Below are 15,966 nucleotides of genomic sequence, written 5' to 3' on the forward strand. Positions count from 1 at the left end.
CCCTCACCGCCGTGTCCAGAGTGACGTCGCGCGGTTCCGCCCGTGGCGACCGCGCGGTTGGGCCCCACACCCTGCTCAGCACGCGCCCTCCTCGCGCGAGGAACGCCCTGTGGTGGGCGCCCACACCGCCCGACCTGCTGTCCCGCTCCGGTACTCTCGTCGCGGCGGGGTTCGACCGACAACTGAGGGACTCATGGGACTCACCATCGGCGTCGACATCGGCGGCACCAAGATCGCGGCCGGTGTGGTCGACGAAGAGGGCACGATCCTGGAAACGGCCAAGGTGGCGACCCCGCCTTCGGCTGAGGGCGTCGTGGACGCCATCGCGGGCGCGGTCCGTACGGTCAGCGCCACCCAGCAGGTGGAGGCCGTCGGCATCGGCGCCGCCGGCTACGTCGACGACAAGCGCGCCACCGTGCTCTTCGCCCCGAACATCGACTGGCGACACGAGGCGCTCAAGGACAAGATCGAGCAACGGGTCGACCTCCCGGTCGTCGTGGAGAACGACGCCAACGCCGCCGCCTGGGGCGAGTTTCGCTTCGGGGCGGGCCAGGGCCACGACGATGTCGTGTGCATCACCATCGGCACGGGGCTGGGCGGCGGTATCGTGATCGGTGGTCGACTGCACCGCGGACGGTTCGGCGTGGCGGCCGAGTTCGGCCATATCCGGGTCGTCCCGGACGGCCTGCTGTGCGGCTGTGGAAGCCAGGGCTGCTGGGAACAGTACGCCTCCGGCCGCGCGCTCGTACGGTACGCGCGGCAGCGTGCCGCCGCGACCCCGGAGAAGGCCGAGATCCTGCTCGGCCTCGGCGACGGCACCCCGGCCGGTATCCACGGCCGACACATCAGCCAGGCGGCGCGGCAGGGCGACCGAGTCGCCGTGGACGCCTTCCGGGAGTTGGCCCGTTGGGCGGGTGCCGGCCTCGCCGATCTGGCCTCCCTCTTCGATCCGTCCGCGTTCATCGTGGGTGGCGGCGTCTCGGACGAGGGTGACCTCGTGCTGGACCCGATCCGCAAGTCCTTCCGGCGTTGGCTGGTGGGTGGCCGCTGGCGGCCGCACGCCCAGGTACTCGCCGCCCAACTCGGCGGCGAGGCCGGGCTGGTCGGCGCCGCGGACCTGGCTCGTCAGGGCTGACCCCGGGCGGGCAACCGGTGCCCCGGCCTCCGGTCCTCTTCCGGGTGGTCGGGGCACCCTGAGCCCTCCCGAACTGCCGCCAGTCGGGCCGGCCGACGTACGCGTACGGCATACGGCAGGTCAGGTCCGGCCGTCGACGTGCCGTCGTTCGGATCTCCGCGGGGATCACTCTGACGGCACCGGCCCTGGCACGCGCCCCTGCCGCGTTGTCGTCGGAGCGGGCAGGGGCGCTGTGCTCTCGTCCCCTCGGCCTTCGGCCTCACGACCTGGGGAGGCCCCACCGTAGGCCTGCCGACCTGGCGGTCTGGCCAGACCCCGGCACCCGGACCCCGCTCCTGGATCCACGAAGTTCCCACCGACACGACCTTGCGGCGACCTGCGGCGGCCCGTACTACGCTGCGCCGTATGACACTTGCGGACCTCCCCGAGTCACGAACCGAAGCCGACGGCTCCGCAGTGGTCCGCCTGCTCAGCTACAACATCCGCGCCATGCGCGACGACCGCGAAGCGCTCGTCCGGGTCATCCGCGCCTGTGCCCCGGACGTCGTGTGCGTGCAGGAGGCGCCGCGGTTCTTCCGCTGGCGCAAGTACGCCTCCTGGCTCGCCCGGCGCACCGACCTCTGCTACGTCACGGGCGGCGCCACGGCCTGTGGTCCGATGATCCTGTCCTCGCTGCGGGCGTACGTCGAGCACACCGAGGACATCGTGCTGCCCCGCAGTCCCGGGCTGCACCGGCGGGGCTTCGCCACCGCGCTGCTGCGTTTCGGCTCCTCGGCCCGGTTGTCCGTCACCAGCTGTCATCTGAGCCTACAGAGCGACGAACGGTACGCCCAGGCCGCCCGGCTGGCCGAGCGGTTGCCGCGTCCGGAGACGCCGCACTCGGTGGTCGCCGCCGACCTCAACGAGCGGCCCGGCGGGCGCTCCTTCCGCCTGCTGACCGACTCCGGCCCGCTGCGGGACGTCTGGGCCAGCAAGCCCTGGGGCAGCGAACACACCCACCCCGCCGCCGCCCCCCGACAGCGCATCGACGCGGTCCTGGCCACGGACGGTGTCGAGGTGCTGGGCGGGGGCGTGCCGGTGGGCCTGCCCGGAATCGACGAGCGGATCCTGGGCGCGGCCTCGGATCACCGGCCGGTGCTCACCGCGCTGCGCGTGCCACCCGCGCGGCCCTGAGCCGCCGCACGACGCACGGAAGACGTACGGAGAGGCGGAACAGCGCAGCGACCGAAGGGCCCGTACGCGCCCGTCAGTTCGCTCCGCCGTGCCCCGTCCGGTCAGGATCCCGCTCCCGGCGCAGCTCGATCACGACGAGCCAGCCGGTCAGCAAGGCCACCAAAGTGAACACCAACGTCAGAGTCAGCATGGTCGTCCCCGTTCGTCCGTTGTGTGCGAAGGGTCCATGTTCTCCTTTACGACCCTACGGGCACACCGCACGATCCGGGCGGTCTTCCGGCCACGTCGGCTGCCGGAATCCGTACCGAAGCGCCCGCCTCACACCACGGCGCCACGCCCCGGGTCATCGAAGTCGTCGTCCTCGGAGTCGTCCCGAAGCCTGGTGAGCAGGGTCGCGAAGCCCCCCAGGAAGCCGCCCACTCCCAAGGTCATCACCCACCAGGTCATGTCCACCCGCAGAATGATGCTGCCGATGAGCAGCAGCGGGCCGCCGAGTGCCCCGAGCCAGGCGAACTTCGTGACCATGTCGGCGTTCGGCAGAGGTGGTGGTTCCGGCGGAACGAAGTGGTCCTCGTCCTCGCCCTCCTCCGGGGCGGCCCGCCAGTCCCGCGGCCCTGTGCCGGCGGCGTAGACGGTGAGGCTGCGCACCGCCGGCGGATCGTCGCCCGTCGACCGGTCCGGCCGATCCCGCTCCGCGTCCCGCGTCTCTCCCGGATCGTCCCGGTCGTGGTCGTCCTCGGCGCCGTCGCGAGCACGCCCGTGACCGGGCTTGGTCAGGAGGTCGCCGTCCGGGTCCCCGGGCTCGTCCCGCTCGCCGTCCGCCTCCGACCGCTCCGTCGTGTCCTCCCGCTCCGGCACGGCGTCCGGTTCCTCGCCGTACGCCGCGATGATGGCGGCCCAGGCCGCCTCTTCCTCCGGGGGTAGTACGGGCTCTCGGTCGTCTCCCTGCCCAGCCCCGGCGTTACGCTCCGTCACGTGCCGTCTTCCTCGCCGCGATACGTCTGATGAATCCCTCGCCGTCCGCGAACACCCGCTCCGCGTCATGGTCCAGTGTGACGACGTGGTAGCTGTGCTCCAACACCGTCTCGGTGACGTCCTTGGCGGACACCCGGGAGAGGACCAGTGCCGAGTCGGACGGAGGCGCCACGTGATCGGTCCGGCTGTGCAGCAGCAGCAACGGCTGGGTGACCCGCGGCAGATCGTCGCGCACCATCCGGAACAGCTTCCCGAGGGAGTACGCGGCGTGCAGCGGCACCCGGTCGTAACCCAGTTCGTACGGGGCGTCCTCCCACGCGATGTCGTTGGTCAGCCCCCGGCTCGACGGCACGACGTGGCGGAGGACGGGCAGCGCCAACTCGCTCAGCCGCGGGAGCGTCATCGCGGGATTGACCACCAGCACCCCGCTCACCGCGTCGCCGTGCCGGGCCGCGAGCCGCAGCGCCAGCGCACCACCCATCGACAAGCCGGCCACGAAGACCTGGTCACAGCGCTCCCGCAGGAGGGCCAACTCACGCTCCACGGTGGCGTACCAGTCGGGCCAACCGGTCACCTGCAGGTCCTGCCAGCGTGTGCCGTGGCCCGGCAACAGCGGCAGCGACACGGAGTAGTCCCGGTCGACCAGGTAGTTCCCCCAGGGACGCAGGGACTGTGGCGAGCTGGTGAACCCGTGGCAGAGAAGCACGCCGGTCCGGGAGCCGTCGTGACGCATCGGTTCGGCTCCGGGGAAGATCGGCACGCGGGGCCTCCGTTCAGTGCTGGGCGGATGAGCTGGGCGGATGGGGCTGGGCGGATGGGGCTGGGTGAAGCGGGGCGTACGGAGCGTGCTCGGACGCGACCCGGGCGGGTGCGGGAATGCCGCCACCCTAATTCGTCCCGGGTCGCTCCGGCAGTGCCCCGTCACCCCGGCCGACCGCCGGGCCGACGCGGCGCGGGCCCGGGATAAGCTCGTGCGTATCGGACACAGGAGGGTTGGGTGGAGTGTTCTACGGCGCGATGAAGCTGTCGGTGGGCAGTTCGCTGAAGGTGGTCTTCCGCCCCTGGGTAGAGGGCATGGAGAACATTCCCATCACCGGTCCGGCCATTCTGGCGAGCAATCACCTTTCCTTCTCGGATTCCTTCTTCCTGCCCGCGGTGCTCCCCCGCAAGGTGACGTTCATCGCCAAGGCCGAGTACTTCACCGCGCCCGGCGTCAAGGGCAAGTTGACGGCTGCCTTCTTCAAGGGGGTCGGTCAGCTTCCGGTGGACCGCTCGGGCGTACGCGGCGCGGGCGAGGCCGCCATCCGGGACGGCATGGCGGTGCTCGAGCGGGGCGAGTTGTTCGGGATCTACCCGGAGGGCACCCGTTCCCCCGACGGCCGCTTGTACCGCGGCAAGCCGGGCGGGCTGGCGCGCCTGGCACTGCGCTCCGGCGCCCCGGTGATCCCGGTCGCGATGATCGGCACCGAGCGCATCCAGCCACCGGGGCGGATCGTGCCGAAGCTGCTGCGTCCCGGCATCAGGATCGGCCGGCCGCTGGACTTCGATCGCTACCAGGGCATGGACGCGGACCGGTTCATCCAGCGCTCGGTGACCGACGAGGTGATGTACGAGATCATGAGGCTCTCCGGCCAGGAGTACGTCGACATGTACGCCACCGCCGCGAAGCGCCGGATCGCGGAAGCCGAGAAGGCCGAGAAGGCCGACCGGGAGGCGACCGCCGATCGGGAGGCGACCGCCGACCGGGAGGCGACCGCCGAAGCGACACGGTCCCGGGCCGACGTGCCACGCTTGGCGGGCGAACCACGCGGGGGTACGGATACCGGGGAGGAGGACGGGAAGCGGCCGGACGGCCGGGCGTGATGACATGCTGGTGCCGCGCCGGTCAGGGTTCGCCCGTCGGAGACTTGACTGACGCGGCACCGGGACCGCGGGCGACGCCGGTCCGGGGGACGGAACGGCAGGGGACGCCCAGGACGCGTGGAGGTGGAGGGGCGCGCGATGGCCGGGAAGATGTCGGTGGAGCAGCCGCTGTGGCACGCGCTGCGGGCATACCGGCTGCTGACGCTGTGTTATGCCCTGAGCCTGCACGTACTGGCGTACGACAGGTACGACCTCCCGGTGCTCGCTGGCCTGTACATGGCGGTCCTCACCGCCTGGACGCTCGCCACCTCGCGCAGGGTGCGGTCGGCGGAGACCTGCACCGTCCGCTTCCTGGCCGGCGATCTGACCGTCGCGCTCGCCGGTATCCTGCTGACTCGGGCGGTGGAGACCGCCGAGTCCATCGGCCAGGGCGTCAGCACCCTGCCGTCGGTGTGGAGTGCCGGCGCGGTGCTGGGTTGCGCGCTCAAGGGCGGCTGGCGCTGGGGCGCGGTGTCCGGCCTCCTGGTGGGCGCGGGCAACGTCCTGGAACGCGGCGGGCTGGCCGGCACCACGGTGCACAACGTGCTGCTGGTCTGCGTGGCCAGCATCGCCATCGGCTACGTCATCGAGGTCGCCCGGGCGAGTGAGCGCACCCTGGCCCGCGCGCTGGAGATCGAGGCGGCCACCCGGGAGCGGGAGCGGCTGGCACGGGACATCCACGACGGCGTGCTGCAGGTGCTGGCGATGGTGCAGCGGCGCGGTGTCGCGCTCGGCGGCGAGGCGGCCGAGCTGGGCCGGATGGCCGGCGAACAGGAGGTAGCACTGCGGGCGTTGGTCACCACCAAGGCGACCGTCACCCACGCGACCACCACGAAGTCGGCGACCGTCACCGGTGCCACCGGACACCCAGCCAGCCCGACTGACCCGGACGGCCCGGACGGCCCGGGCGGAACCAGCGGGGCGTACGACCCCGGGCCCGGTCCGGGTCGGCAGGGAGGGGTCGGGGCCGAGCACGCCGACCCCCCGGAGCGGCACTGTGACCTGGCCGAACTGCTGGCCGCCCGGGCCGGCGCGCGGGTGACCTTCGCCGGCCCGGGGAGTCCCGTACGGCTCGCGCGGTCGGCCGCCGGCGAACTGGCGGCGGCCGTCGGCGCCGCGCTGGACAACGTACGGCGGCACGCGGGCGAGGACAGCCGGGCGTGGATTCTGCTGGAGGACGAGCCGGACGCGGTGTTGGTGAGCGTACGGGACGACGGCCCGGGCATCCCGGCCGGCCGGCTGGAGCACGCGGAGGCCGAGGGCCGGATGGGGGTCGCGCTGTCCATCCGGGGACGGCTGCGCGAGTTGGGCGGCACGGCCGAGGTGGTGTCCGTGCCGGGACAGGGGACCGAAGTGGAACTGAGGGTGCCGAAGCATGTCTGAGCAGGAACAGCAGTTGTTGCGGGTGATGGTCGTGGACGACCACCCCATGTGGCGGGACGCGGTGTCCCGCGATCTCGAGGCGGCCGGGTTCGAGGTGGTGGCGACCGCCGGGGACGGCGAGCAGGCAGTGCGCCGGGCACGGGCGACCGGTCCGGAGGTGCTGGTGCTGGACCTGAACCTGCCCGGGAAGCCAGGCGTCACGGTGTGCCGGGAGCTGGTCGGGGCGAACGGCGGGCCGCGGGTGCTCGTGCTGTCCGCGAGCGGGGAACACGCGGACGTACTGGAGGCGGTGAAGTCCGGGGCCACCGGCTACCTGGTCAAGTCCGCCAGCACCGAGGAGTTGGTGGCTGCGGTACGCCGCACCGCGGCCGGCGACCCGGTGTTCACGCCGGGGCTCGCCGGGCTGGTGCTGGGCGAGTACCGCCGGCTGGCCAGCGATCCGCCCGCGACCGCCGCCGAGGACCCCGCGGTGCCGCAGCTGACGGACCGGGAGACCGAGGTGCTGCGACTGGTGGCAAAGGGGCTCGGCTACCGGCAGATCGCCGAACGGCTCGTCATCTCGCACCGCACGGTGCAGAATCACGTGCAGAACACCCTGGGCAAACTGCAGCTGCACAACCGTGTCGAGCTGGTGCGGTACGCCATAGAGCAGGGCCTCGACGAGGGCTGAGCCGCGGCCCGTACGGGTGCCGCCGTACGGGCCGCCGGTGCTCGGCGGCTCCCGCCCTCAGACCAGTGCCCCCGCCAGCAGTCCCGTGATGATCTCCGGGCCGTTCAGTGTCAGCACGGACTCCGGATGGAACTGCACCCCCGCGAAGCCGGGTCCGCGCACCGCGTGGAGGTCGCCGCTGTGCGGGTCTCGGCTCACCGCGATGTCGTGCAGCGCCAGTTCCTCGACGACGGAGGCACCACAGCGGGCAGTGAAGGAGTTGTAGAAGCCCACGGTCTCCGTCTGTCCGAACAGTTCGATCCGCTCCTGCGTACCCTGGTACGGACGCTCCCGACGGACCAGGTCCAGCCCGATCTCGGCCGCGATCAGCTCGTGCCCGAGGCACACGCCGAGCACCCCGTGCCGGTGTCCGGCGAGCAGTTCCCGGGTCAGGCCGCGCAGTGTCCGCATCTTGGGGTCGTCGACCTCCCGCGGATCCCCGGGTCCCGGCCCCAGTACGACCGGGCCCTCGTGCGCCACGGCGGCCTCCCGTACCCCCGGCTCGTCGTACCGGCGCACGGTCACCGTGAAGCCGCTGGTCCGCAGCAGATGGGCGAGCATCGCGGTGAAGGTGTCCTCGCCGTCCACCACCAGGGCGCGGCCACGGGAGTCGGGGGCGATGGCTGCGGCTGGGTCGGCGGCCGGCTGCATCCGCAGCCAGAACGGCGCCAGCGCGCGCCGCCGCCGGGCCAGCGCGTCCCGTACCCGCGGATCCGTGGCCAGCCCCGGCCGCTCCGTTCGGGAGTCGGCGGCGGCCGGGAGCACGCCCAGTGCCGTCAGCACTCCGGCCGCCTTCGCGTGCGTCTCGGCGACCTCGCCGGCCGGTTCGGAGCCGCGTACGAGGGTGGCGCCGACCGGCACCCGGAGCCGTCCGGTGGCGACGTCGATATCTGCGGTACGGATCAGGATCGGCGAGTCCAGGGTCTGACTCGCGCCGTCCGTGGACCGGCCGAGCAGCGCCAGCGCGCCGGCGTAGTATCCGCGCCCGGTCGGCTCGTAGCGGGTGATCACCCGACAGGCGTTCTGCACGGGCGAGCCGGTGACGGTGGCCGCGAACATCGTCTCCCGCAGCACATCCCGCACGTCCAGCGAACTGCGGCCGCGCAACTCGTACTCGGTGTGCGCGAGATGGGCCATCTCGCGCAGCCGCGGACCGACGACGGTCCCGCCACGGTCGCCGATGACGCTCATCATCTTGAGTTCCTCGTCCACCACCATGGACAGTTCCTCGGTCTCCTTACGGTCCCCGAGGAAGTCCAGCAGCCCGGTCACGGACGGCCCTTGCGGCGGATACCGGTAGGTGCCGCTGATCGGGTTCAGCACGACGGTGCCCCCGTTCATCCGCACGTGCACCTCGGGGCTGGCGCCGAGCAGCACCCGGCGGCCGGTGTGTACGACGAAGGTCCAGTACGCGCCGCGCTCCCCGACGAGCAGCCGCCGGAAGAGGGACAGCGCGGCGGCTCGGGAGAAGTCCGGGATGGTTCCCTGATAGTCCCGGCGGAGCACGAAGTTCGCGCCCTCGCCGGCGCCGATCGCCTCGTCCACCACCCGGCGCACCTGCTTCTCGTACGCGCCGTCCGGTACGTGGAACGCGCCGCCCTCGACGCGTACGGACCGTTGGGGCAGCGCGGGCAGCAGTTCGGTCAGCGGGACCTGGTGGGTCTCGTGTGGCACGAGCACGGAGAGCGGAGTGCCGTCGTCGTGGCACTCGAAGCCCCGCTCGCGGATCTGCCGGAACGGTACGAGCGCCAGCGCGCCCCGGGCGTCGACCGGCAGTTCGGCGAGCCGATCCACCTCCCGCACCGCGCCGATCAGCACCTCCACCAGATCGCCGTCCCGACCCGGGGTACGCCGGCGCAGCAGGGCGAACGGTGGAGCGTCGGGGCGCAGTAGGCGCTCCAGGGAGAACGGCCGCCGCGCGCCGTCGGTCCGCCCGGCGGCGGACTGCCCGTCGGGGCGGTGGTCGGAGGAGGTGTCGGAGCGGTCTGGGCGGTCACCGGGAAGGCAGCGGGCCAGCTGGTCGGAACGACTGGGTGGCCCTGGCTGCCCGGGCTGGGCTGGTCCTGCGTGCATCGGACGGTCCTTCCGGAAGGGGAGGGCCGTCCGAGAGGCTGAGCCACGCGGTGTCCGTCCGAGACACGACGAAGGCCGCCCCTCGGGCGGCCTTCGCGTGGTTGGTGAGTGCGCGCGGGTCAGTGGGCCGCCTGGGGAGCGGTCCACCACCAGTTGCCGGTCGTCGTGCGCGCGAACATGCGCTCACCCTACCGGACGGGGCCGTCGCGCCCGCCCGACCCGATGTCCCGACCCGTACCCGAGCGGTTGACCGGCAGCGCCGAGGCAGGGCCTGACCAGCGGCCCGTCCGTCAGCCCGAGCGACGTCCGGCACCGCACGGCCCGCACAGGCTGCTAAAGCAACGCCTCCAGCCGGCGGGTCAGCAGGTCCCGGCGCCACTCCCGCTCGACCCAGGCACGCCCCCGCTGGCCCATCCGCTCCCGCAGCTCCCGGTCCCGCAGCAGCGCGATCACCCGGTCCGCGACCTGTTCCGGCTCCGCGCCGCGTACGACCCACCCGCTCTCCCCGTCCAGCACCGCGTCCGGCGCACCGCCCGAGTCACCGGCGACGACGGGCAACCCGCTGGCGGACGCCTCCAGATAGACGATGCCCAGCCCCTCCACGTCCAGTCCGCCCCGTCTGGTCCGGCAGGGCATCGCGAAGACGTCCCCCGCGGCGTACTGCGCGGGCAGTTCCTCCCAGGCGACGGCGCCGGTGAAACGTACGGCCGAGGACACCCCGCGGGTCTCGGCGAGCCGCGCCAGCTCCCGGCGGTACGGCCCCGTGCCGACCACCAGCAAGGCGGCGTCCGGCACCGCCGCGAGGATCCGCGGCAGCGCGTTGATCAGTGTGTCCTGCCCCTTGCGCGGCACCAGACGGGACACGCACACGACCACCGGCCGGCCGGTCAGCCCGTACCGTTCCCGCACCGCCGCGCCGGCGGTGGCGGCCAGGTCGGGCCGGAACGCCCGCTCGTCCACACCCGGTGCGAGGCGTACCATCCGTGCCGCGGCACTCGGGGACAGCGACTCGGCGATCCGGGAGCGGGTGTACTCACCGAGGTAGGTGACACAGTCCGTCGCCTCCCCGATCCGCCGCAACAGCTGCCGGGTGGCGGGCAGTCGAGCCCAGCCCGCCTCGTGTCCGTGAGTGGTCGCCACCAGCCGACGCGCACCCGCCCGCCGCATCGCGGGCGCCATCAGTCCCAGTGGCGCCGCAGCCCCGAACCACACCGAGCGGCAGTCGTGCGCACGCAGCAACGCCACGGCCCGCCGGGTCGCCCCGGGGGTGGGCAGCAGCGCCGTACCGTGGTCGCGTACGACCCGGAACGGCTGCTCGGCGTCGAAGCGCGCGGTCTCCTCCAGTCCCCGGGGCGTGCGCTTCCAGCCGGACGTGTAGACCACGAGCCGTTCGGGATCGAGGCCGAGCGCCATGTGGTGCAGGAAGGCCTCGATGCCGCCGGGCCGGGGCGGGAAGTCGTTGGTGACGAGCAGGGTCTTCTCCATCGCCCCCGACAGTACGCCCCTCGACCGTACGCACCCTGGCAGTACGCACCCTGACCCGTACCCGCCGCCGAACCGGCGCCTCCCGGAACGGCGCGCGCCGGCCTGTACGCTCGGCCGCATGCGCCTCCCCGTAGCCGTCTGGATCGCGACCCGGGCCGCGCTGCTGCTGTGCGTGCTGAAGGTGTTCACGCTGCCGGGGCCGGACGTCACCACCGACGTCTCGATGATCTACCACGGCTGGTACGAGGTGCTGAGCACCGGCAACTTCCCACAAGACGACGTCACTTGGCAGTATCCGCCCGGCGCGGCGCTCGCGGTGCTCTCCCCCGGCCTGCTGCCCTTCCTGGACTACGCGTCGGCCTTCTTCGCCCTGGTCTGCGCTGCCGACGCGGTGACCTTCGGACTGCTGCTGCGAGCCGGCCGACGGCCGGGCAACAGACTCGCCGGGGCCTGGTGTTGGGTGGTCGGCGTGCCGTTGCTGGGCCCCACCGCGTACGCCCGCTACGACCTGATGGTCACGGCCGTCGCCGTCGTGTCGCTGCTGGCGCTGGCCCGACGGCCCCGGGTGGCGGGGGCGCTCGCGGCCTTCGGGGCGATGCTGAAGGTGTGGCCGGCACTGCTGCTTCTGAGCACGCCGCGTGGCCGGGCCACCCGTAGAGCGTGGTTGACAGCGTGCGGCACCGCCCTGGCGCTGCTGCTCGGCTTCGCGTTGACGATGCCGGGCGCCCTGGACTTCCTCACCGCGCAGCGGGACCGGGGCGTCGAGATCGAGTCGGTGGGCGCGCTGGTGTTCCATATCGCCCGGCAGTTCGGCTGGGAGGGTCAGGTGCTCTTCCACTACGGATCGTTGGAGTTCCTGGGGCCGCAGGTGTCCCTGGTCGGGAATGTCTCACTCGCCCTGTCGGTGCTGAGCTTCGGCTGGCTGCTGGTGTGGCGGCTGCGGTCGGTGGAATGGACGGCGAGCACCCCCGCGGACGCCGCCTTCGCCGGGGTGCTGCTGTTCACCGTGACCAGCCGGGTGATCAGCCCGCAGTACCTGGTCTGGCTGGTGGGACTGGCGGCGGTGGCGGTGACCGCACGGGCCAGCCGGCAGCGGCTTCCCGCGCTGCTGGTGCTGCTGGCGACGCTGGTGACGGTGCTCGAGTTCCCCGTCTGGTTCGCGCACGTGGTAGCCAGCGACAGCCTCGGCGTCACGCTGATGGTACTGCGCAACGGCCTGTTGGTGGCCGCCGCGCTGCTCTCCGCCACCCGGCTGTGGCAGGACACCGTCAGCGGCCCCCGCCCACGCCGGGCGCACCGGGCCGGACACGGCACGCGTACGGCATGGGGCGCGGAACCAGCCGCGGCAGCCGGCACGGCGCCCGACGAGCCGTCCGAGTCGGCCGGTGCACTCGCCGAGACCGGCCGCTGAGGCGGCACGTCGCTGCCGACAGCGCGCTTCCCGGGGGTGGCACAGACACCGCGGCGGGGTGTCAGCCCAGCTCGGACCGCAGGTAGTCGCGCCAGCGCGCGGTGAACTCCGCCCGGTCCAGCCCCAGTACGTCCCCCAGTGCCGCTTCCACGGCCGCCCGCTGGTCGTCGGACTTCCCGCCAACCTTCCGGTAGAACTCCATCAGCCGTTCCTCGCCCCATTCCTCGGCGATCATCCGGCAGGCGAGCCAGCTGCCCTCGTAGGCCATGCCCAGCGTTTCCGCGCCCGCGTCGTAGGCGAACTGCCTGTCCGAGGGCAGTCGTTCCGGCACCCTGCCGTCTCGCACCGCGCTGGTCAGCTTCGGCGCGGCCGTACGCGGTGACCGACCGCTCCCCAGATAGCCGAACCAGTCGCCCAATCCCTCCGAGAGCCACATCGGGGTGGCGTCCGAGGTGTGCTTCCGGGTGGCGACATGCGTAGTCTCGTGTGTCATCACCACCTGCTGCCCGGTGTCGCTCAACTCGCCGTACGCCTCGGGGTTGACGACGATACGGTCCGCGGGCCGCCCGCCCTTGCCCTTGCCCTTGCCCAAGGTCAGCGCCGCGATGCCCTCGTAGCTCTCCGCGGAGGTGCCGAGCCGCTGGCCCACGCCGTACAGGGTGCCCGGCACCTCGACCACCACGCTCCGCGCCCAGCCCCGTGGCCACCGCTCGGCGACCACGGGAACCGCCACGTCCGCGGCGGCGCCGACGCGCCGCAGCATCCGCGCCGTGACCACGTTGGCCGCGTCACCGTCGTCCGCGCTCAGCACCAGGCCGTGACTGCCCTGGTGGACCGACATCCGTCCCTGCTCCCACAGTTGCCGCGGACTGCCGGGCCGCTCCGTGACGAGATACCAGTCACCGTCCCGGTGCGTGAACACCAGCTCCTCGGTGGCGGTGACCGGTTCCGGGTCGAAGCCGCGCAGCTGGTAACGCAACCGCACCTGGGTGTAGGCGAGTCCGTCCTCCCGCAGCTCGAGGTCGGTGACGTGGTACGACCAGTGCGCCAGCGGCAGCCGGCGGAGGTTCTGGAACACCTCGCGCTGGTGGTCGCGTTGCTGCCCCGAGCCGGGGTCGACGACCGCGAGGTAACCGTGCAGGTCGTTGTTCCGCACGGCCACCGCCCGCCGGTCGAGCACTTCTCCGACCCGCTCGCGCGCCCTCTCGTTCCCATCCTCGGAGTCGCCACAGCCGCCGGCCAGCAGCACGATCAGCAGTGCCCCGACACACCACCGGAGATACCCGAACCGTTGAAGCCCCACGGCATGGATCGTACGTGCCGGGGCGCGGCCACGTGTCCCTCGCGGAACGGTCAGCCGACCCGCACGCCGAACTGGTACGGCATGTTGTCCATGGACTCGAAGCGGACGCTGGCGCCCGGCTTGGGCGCGTGCACCATCTGGCCGTTCCCGGCGTACAGACCGACATGGTGCAGATCGCTGTAGAAGAACACCAGGTCACCGGGCTTGAGCTCGTCCCGGCTGATCTGGGTGCCGGCGGAGGACTGGGCCTGGGAGGTGCGCGGCAGGCTGACTCCAGCCTGGCTGTACGCCCAGGAGGTGAGCCCGGAGCAGTCGAAGGAACTGGGTCCGGTGGCACCCCACACGTACGGCGATCCGAGCTTCCCTTTCGCCGCCGCGAGCGCGGCGCCAGCTCGGCCGGAGGCGGGCGGCGCGTCGCCGGCACGCTCGCCGGAGTCCTGGTTGGCGCTCTCCTCCTTCTCCGCCAGCTCGGCGCGCTCCTTCTCGCTCAGCGTGTTGAGCAGTTCGCGCGCCTCGGAGAGCTTGCCCTGGATCTTCTTTTTCTTCTCTCCCAGCGACTTGCGGGTCTCGGAGAGGTCGGAGAGCTTGCCCTTCGCCTCCGTCCGCTGCTGGGAGAGGCTGCGCTGCTTGCTCTGGATCTTCTCGAGCGCGGCCGTCTGTTTGGCGCTGAGCTGGTCCAGCGTGGCCGCCTTGTCGAGGTAGCCGTCCGGGTCCGAGGAGAGGAACAGCTTCACCGAGGGGTCGACGCCGCCGTTGCGGTACTGCGCCGTGGCCATCGTGCCGAGGCCGTCCCGCAGGTCGTTCAGCTCGCCCTGGCCCCGGGCCACGCTGTCCTGGAGGTTGCCGACCTCCTTCTGCAGCTTGCTCTGCTTCGCCTTGGCGCCGTTGTACTTCTCCGTCGCCGCTTCGGCGTCCTCGTAGAGCTTGTCGACCTTCGACTTGACCTCCTCTTTCGAGGGGTCCGAGGGCTCGTCGGCCTGGGCGGCCTGGGTGGTCACGGCGACAGCGGCAGCCGCGGTGGCGGTGATCACGGAAACACGAGCCCGGCTCGGCTGCTTGGGACGACGGTGGGACGCCACGATGGGCGAGCTCCTTCTTCCTCAGCCGCCTGCCGGTCGGTCAGTCCGGCTCCACGTCGGGCGGGACGCGGAACGAGGCGGTACCCCCACTGCCACTCCCGGTGAGTGACCAACGGCGCGAGGGTTCGACGCCAGAGATTAGCCAGCGGGTCCGACCGGATCAAATCCCTCAGACAAAAAACCTTCTCCGGAGACACATTCTTTACACACATCACACCCGCCGCTACGGCCACTTGACACTCCGTGGAAGTCGCGCGTCCGGCGGCAGCCAAGACCCGGGGCGTCAGGCCCGTTCGAGTCGGCGCAGCAGGAGTTTCGAGGCGACCGGTCGCGCTCCCGCGGCGGCGCAGCCGTCGGCCACCTCGCGGTCCGAGGACACCACCACCACCGCCCGTCCTGGCGGTTCGGCACGCACCAGCCGGCGGATCAACTCGTCCGCGGTCTCACCCGGCTTGCTGAAGAGCACGCGCACCCCGCGGGGAGGTGCCAGCAGCACCGGGGTGGAGAGTTCGGCCCCGTCGAAGACACAGGTCATCTCCGCTCCCGACTGGGCAGCCAGCACGGCGAGTCCGCCGAGGAGCCGCAGCCGCTGCTTCTCCAGCGGCAGCGTGGGATACCCGGCCTTGGTGACGTTGTAGCCGTCCACCACCAGGTGGGCCTGCGGCAGCGCCAGCAACTGGTCCAGCAACGCGGGGTCCTCCTCGGACAACGCACGCGCGGCGATGTCCTTCGGACCCATCCGGCCTGGTTCCACGGCGTCCACGGCGTCCGCCGGCCGGCTCTCCAACGGCGGCAACGCCAGCTCCCGGCGCAGGCCCTGAGCCGCGTCCAACACGCTGTCCAGCAGCAACCGCACCCGCATGTCCTCGACACTGCGCCCCTCGCGGGCCGCCCGCCGCCCGGACTCCAGGGCGGACTCCGCTTCCGCGAGACGCCCCTTCAGCCTGCGCACCTCGCCGTCCAGGGCCGCTTTCTCCGCCGCCTGCGCGGCCCGGGTGGACTCCAACTCGCCGCGCACCTTCCGCAGCTCCGCGGCGCCCCGCTTCACGTCGCTCTGCGCGGCGCGCAGTTTGCGATGCGCGCTCTCCGCGTCCTTACGGGCCGCCTCCAACTCCGTACGGGCACGGTCCGCCTCGGCCCGGGTGTCCGACCGGGCACGGGCCAACTCGGCACGGAGCCGGGCGATTTCCTCCTCCGCCTGCTCCCCCGCCCGCTCCGCCTGGGCGCGCTGTGCCTCCTCACCGGCGGCGATGACCAGCTTCACCCAGCCGGGCGGGCGCAGGACGTACGCCACCGCCGCCACCTCGACCGGGTCGGCGGCGGCCGGCGGGTCCCTGC

The 15,966-nt window shown here is 72.4% G+C and carries 13 protein-coding genes; 6 read left to right on the forward strand and 7 right to left on the reverse strand.

The genetic code is table 11. From position 1 onward, the window contains the following. Positions 1-193: 193 nt before the first annotated feature. On the forward strand, positions 194-1,135 hold the full coding sequence (locus tag AN216_RS16565; RefSeq protein ID WP_070197465.1) for an ROK family glucokinase: 942 nt from the start codon (positions 194-196) through the stop codon (positions 1,133-1,135). Positions 1,136-1,540: 405 nt separating this feature from the next. Beyond that, positions 1,541-2,308, forward strand: coding sequence for an endonuclease/exonuclease/phosphatase family protein (locus AN216_RS16570; protein WP_070197466.1), 768 nt, complete (start codon positions 1,541-1,543; stop codon positions 2,306-2,308). Positions 2,309-2,626: 318 nt separating this feature from the next. On the opposite strand, the gene AN216_RS16575 is transcribed toward AN216_RS16570, so the two are convergent. After that, complete coding sequence (locus tag AN216_RS16575) at positions 2,627-3,283, reverse strand: hypothetical protein (protein WP_070197467.1); 657 nt, start codon at positions 3,281-3,283, stop codon at positions 2,627-2,629. Further along, positions 3,270-4,043: an alpha/beta hydrolase gene (locus AN216_RS16580; RefSeq protein ID WP_070197468.1), complete on the reverse strand. Its 774-nt coding sequence runs from the start codon at positions 4,041-4,043 to the stop codon at positions 3,270-3,272. The genes AN216_RS16575 and AN216_RS16580 overlap by 14 nt, the downstream gene beginning before the upstream one ends. Positions 4,044-4,300: 257 nt before the next feature. Here AN216_RS16580 and AN216_RS16585 point away from each other — a divergent pair, with 257 nt between their 5' ends. The 3 genes from AN216_RS16585 (at position 4,301) to AN216_RS16595 (ending at position 7,238) form a co-directional block, all read left to right on the forward strand. Further along, positions 4,301-5,146 carry a lysophospholipid acyltransferase family protein gene (locus tag AN216_RS16585; protein ID WP_170843148.1) on the forward strand — a complete coding sequence of 282 codons (846 nt, stop codon included), beginning with the start codon at positions 4,301-4,303 and terminating at the stop codon, positions 5,144-5,146. A gap of 138 nt (positions 5,147-5,284) precedes the next feature. After that, positions 5,285-6,568 carry a MacS family sensor histidine kinase gene (macS, locus tag AN216_RS16590; RefSeq protein WP_244502499.1) on the forward strand — a complete coding sequence of 428 codons (1,284 nt, stop codon included), beginning with the start codon at positions 5,285-5,287 and terminating at the stop codon, positions 6,566-6,568. After that, positions 6,561-7,238: a response regulator gene (locus AN216_RS16595; RefSeq protein ID WP_070197470.1), complete on the forward strand. Its 678-nt coding sequence runs from the start codon at positions 6,561-6,563 to the stop codon at positions 7,236-7,238. The genes macS and AN216_RS16595 overlap by 8 nt, the downstream gene beginning before the upstream one ends. Positions 7,239-7,295: 57 nt before the next feature. On the opposite strand, the gene AN216_RS16600 is transcribed toward AN216_RS16595, so the two are convergent. Beyond that, positions 7,296-9,350: an anthranilate synthase family protein gene (locus AN216_RS16600; protein ID WP_079166668.1), complete on the reverse strand. Its 2,055-nt coding sequence runs from the start codon at positions 9,348-9,350 to the stop codon at positions 7,296-7,298. A 333-nt stretch (positions 9,351-9,683) separates the two neighbouring features. Continuing rightward, entirely contained in the window at positions 9,684-10,835 is a 1,152-nt protein-coding gene (locus tag AN216_RS16605) for a glycosyltransferase family 4 protein (protein WP_070197471.1), read from the reverse strand. A gap of 118 nt (positions 10,836-10,953) precedes the next feature. Between AN216_RS16605 and AN216_RS16610 the strand changes: the two genes are divergently transcribed. Further along, a complete protein-coding gene (locus tag AN216_RS16610) occupies positions 10,954-12,246 on the forward strand; it encodes a glycosyltransferase family 87 protein (protein WP_107402012.1) in 1,293 nt (430 codons plus the stop codon). Positions 12,247-12,307: 61 nt separating this feature from the next. Here AN216_RS16610 and AN216_RS16615 read toward each other — a convergent pair whose 3' ends face one another. The 3 genes from AN216_RS16615 to AN216_RS16625 all read right to left on the reverse strand — a co-directional run. Next, on the reverse strand, positions 12,308-13,549 hold the full coding sequence (locus AN216_RS16615; RefSeq protein WP_070197472.1) for a hypothetical protein: 1,242 nt from the start codon (positions 13,547-13,549) through the stop codon (positions 12,308-12,310). A gap of 50 nt (positions 13,550-13,599) precedes the next feature. Next, positions 13,600-14,628 carry a C40 family peptidase gene (locus AN216_RS16620; RefSeq protein WP_070197473.1) on the reverse strand — a complete coding sequence of 343 codons (1,029 nt, stop codon included), beginning with the start codon at positions 14,626-14,628 and terminating at the stop codon, positions 13,600-13,602. 283 nt (positions 14,629-14,911) lie between these two features. After that, on the reverse strand, positions 14,912-15,966 hold a 1,055-nt coding region (locus AN216_RS16625), incomplete at its 5' end, for an NYN domain-containing protein (protein ID WP_070197474.1).

Origin of the sequence: Streptomyces oceani (genome assembly GCF_001751245.1) — a bacterium.
In the GTDB taxonomy this organism is placed as follows: Bacteria; Actinomycetota; Actinomycetes; order Streptomycetales; family Streptomycetaceae; genus Streptomyces; species Streptomyces oceani.